The organism is Acaryochloris sp. IP29b_bin.137, from assembly GCF_028285745.1.
In the GTDB taxonomy this organism is placed as follows: Bacteria; Cyanobacteriota; Cyanobacteriia; order Thermosynechococcales; family Thermosynechococcaceae; genus Acaryochloris.
Window position 1 is genome coordinate 1 of sequence record NZ_JANQOP010000210.1, and the last position, 3,654, is coordinate 3,654.

2 protein-coding genes are annotated in these 3,654 nt (G+C 44.5%); both read right to left on the reverse strand.

From position 1 onward, the window contains the following. A partial coding sequence (locus Q0991_RS14810; RefSeq protein ID WP_299489544.1) for a serine hydrolase domain-containing protein occupies positions 1 to 1,509 on the reverse strand: 1,509 nt, incomplete at its 3' end. 674 nt (positions 1,510 to 2,183) lie between these two features. After that, positions 2,184 to 3,482 carry an MFS transporter gene (locus Q0991_RS14815; RefSeq protein WP_299489546.1) on the reverse strand — a complete coding sequence of 433 codons (1,299 nt, stop codon included), beginning with the start codon at positions 3,480 to 3,482 and terminating at the stop codon, positions 2,184 to 2,186. Between the last annotated feature and the right edge of the window lie 172 nt (positions 3,483 to 3,654).

Consider the following 3,654-nt stretch of genomic DNA (forward strand, 5'->3'; position numbering starts at 1 on the left):
ATCCACATGAATCAACGAAGAAGACGTCTCCTTCGACTTGCTCCAAAGATTCAGTCCAGTAAACCCATCACCCACCGCAGTCTTTTCACCTACATTTAGACCATCCGGCTCAGTGAAAATACCATCCGTCAAAATCTGCTTGGTATGGGTATCAAAGGCAAAGTTAAACTCGGGGAAGGTGAGATGATTATCTTCGTAGGTTCTTAGCAGGTTGCCATCCGGGTCAAAGAAGGAAATATCAAAGGACTCCAAATTCTCTGCTCGAACTATCCACTCTTCATAGGACTCGCTAAGGTCGTAGCTAAACTCACCCTCAACACTAAAACCAGCAATTTGGCCCGTCCATTCAAATTCATAGGTCACAATATCTGGTGTAGGAGGCTGAATTGTCCGTCGATAGGTGGGCAATAAATCGCTGACCAGATTAGTGCTAGAACGACCATTGATCAGTTCCACGTAGGTAATCTCTTCTAAGGGGGAATACCAAAGATTGGAGCGGAAGCCTAACGTTTGTCCTCGATGGACATACCAAAAACGGTTACGAGACTCCAGGGTGCCGATGCCTAAACCATAGGAGTCATAGTTCGGTGAGTCCACTGGAATAGTATCAAGCATCTGCTCAAGGGTCTGGGGCTGCAGCAGTCTGCCTTCTACGAGGAGCGCATCGAAAAAGTCAGCTAGGTCTTTGGTATTAGAGATGATGGAGCCCGCTGATCCGGTCCAAGATAGATTAACAACACTTAGATCATCCAGGGTACCGTTGCTGTCAAAGTCCCAGTAACTTGGAATATAGCCCCCAGGGACCTCTTCTTCTCCAAAGACGAAGGTATTTTCAAGTCCAAGTGTATTGAGGATGCGATCGCGAATTTCTTGGCCATAGCTGTTCCCAGTGACGGCCTCAATAATCGATCCAGCAAGAATATAGTTGGTATTTGAGTATTCCCAGGAAGTTCCTGGGGCAAACAATGGGGCAACACCGTCGATAAATCCTAATAGTTGTTCAGGCGTCCATTCTTGTAAAAAGAGGGTCGGATTACTCATTGCTTGATCCGTCAAACCATCGACGTAATCCGCAATACCGCTGGTATGACCCAAGATTTGCCTAATTGTAATTTGATCAGCATTTGGCACCAAATCCGCCAGCGGGGTTGGCAACCAATCCGTCAGTGTGTCATCAAGGGAAAGTTGCCCTTCTTCCACTAGCTGCAAAATGGTAGTGGCTACATACGTTTTAGTAATACTTCCAGCTTCAAACCGATCATCGGGTTGCAGAGGCGTACTATTCGCGGTCTCTGACACGCCACTGGCCCCAAACCACTCCCCTTCGGGCGTGAGGATAGCAATGGCAGCTCCCGGAACTTCAGGAGGAAGGTTGTTATCTAAAGCATCCTCTAAAGCAGTGATAACACGGTCTGGTAGCGGCATAGAAGAATCTCCAGTTGAGTCAGAAATGGTTAAAGTCTCCGTTTGGGCATTCGGATCGAGGGTGTAGTGGGAAAAAACCTTCAAATGATGCAAACAGGGAGTTATCTGCCTCCCCTGAGCATCAACAAGGTTTATCGTTTACCAGGATCATTCAAGTTGTCATAAGCATTTGAGTCAGCTATTTTGATTGCCAAATCCCCAAACTGACTTATTGGGATGTGGCTATTTACGAAATGCGAAATAGATGAAACCGGCAGCCAGGGGAGATTGGAGCAGTTGCCACTAACTCATCTATCGAAACGAACAGCTCAATCAGACCTTCTCAATGCAAACAGTTAAGTATTAGAAATTGGCAAAGGGAATATCGGTACTCCATTGCATACAGTCCATCCCTCATCGAAATGCTGTTGAACTCTAGTAAATGAAATACAGTTGTCAATAAATGAACTAAATCTTGGAGACAAAGACCTAACTATTGAGAACTATTATCAATTAAGTAATATGGAAATAATATCATTTAGACAAATCATTGAGAAGCTTTTCAGCTGTTAATTTCCGATAAATTGTCTTGATAAAAATCAATACCACCCTTAAATAGCAGGATATTGAAACTTATCAGCAAATTATTTATATACTGAGCTAAACGACAGCTTCTAGTTTGATTTTCCCGATTATTCAGGCTTTAATGCAATTATCGCTAATATTTTTTTAAGTAATGATAGCCCAACACTATAAAACAGTTGCAAAATTGAGCAGCCTCAACTGTGGTCCGGCAATAAAGTTTCTACTGCCCGTAACGTCCGAAAACCATACCCACCCAATCCAACACAAAGCATAAGGAAAGCCGTCAGGGTATATAGAAGGGCAATACCTGCCCCTGGTCCAGTCCCAAATAAAGGGCCGAAGATAGGGGCTAAGCCCCCTTCAGCAGCCATCGCTGGTTCGAAAATTCCATCGGCTAATGGTCCAGCAATCATGGGTGCGATCGCGCCAATCATAAGTCCTATCATTTGATCAGCGGCTAAGACCCTCCCTTGCAGAGCAGGTGGAACTTTTGCGTACCATATTGAGTTACTGGAACTGTAATAAAGCGGGATTAACAATGTGGCCAGGAAATGAGACGCGACCCACAGCTCAACCGTTTGTCCCAATCCCAATAATATTTTGCAAAAAGCCGTGCCTGCAAAACCCAGCAAAAGGCCATGAATACGCTGCTTAAAACCGCCTTGCCAGCTTAAAAATAATGCTCCAAGCACTCCCCCCAAACCTGCAGCAGTTGTCACAACCCCCAGTGCATGCGAATCACCACCAGAGCGAGCCAAAATCATTGGATTATACAGGGCCTTACCCATATCACTGGGAAGGGCAAACAGGGAAAAAGCAACGACCAGAGCTAACAATCCTGGCTGCCGCCAGATATAGCGAAAGCCAAAAGTGAGATTGGACCAACTCATTTCCGTACTGGTTTCAGGAGCGTCACCCTGGATAGCAAGGTTTGTTGTTGAAGGAATATCAGCTGTGAAAAGCAATACAAAGGCCACTACAAAAGTAATTAAGTCAATACCAATGATTCCCTGTACTCCAATTAACGGATAAAGACTGCCTGCCAAAATAGGAGAAAAGATGGCTCCACTGTAATTGACTGCTGCCACTAAACTTTCTGCGCGAGTATAGTGCTCCTTGTTCACGAGTAAGGCAATTGAAGTGGAGTAGGCTAAAGTCTGAATTTGACCAAAGCAACCATACACCGCAACTACCCCGTAAAGATGCCAAATCTGCAGTTGGTTACTCCAATACAAAAAAACGATCAGCAAAGTGCAAAGCATGGCCACAAAGTCCCCTAAAAGCATCAATCGTTTTCGGGGAAATCGATCAACAAGAACACCTGCGAAAGGTGTGATGAAGATGCGTGGCAGCTGCGAGAAAAAAGTGACTAAAGCTAAACTAGTTGCTGATCCTGAAACCCCCCATACCCAGAATATAAGGGCAAAAACAGTCATATAACTGCCAATCGTTGAGACCAGCTGTCCGACCCAAATTCTGATAAACAGTCTCACGTGATTAAAACTCCCAAGAAAGGCTACCGAATATGGTAAAAGGTGCTCCTGGAATCACACGAAACTGGTCTCTAGCTGCTTCAAAATAACGAGTATTGAAAAGGTTTTGAATATTAATTTGTGCTCTAAAACCTCCCCTCTGATAAAAAATTGAAGCATCTGCACGAGTATA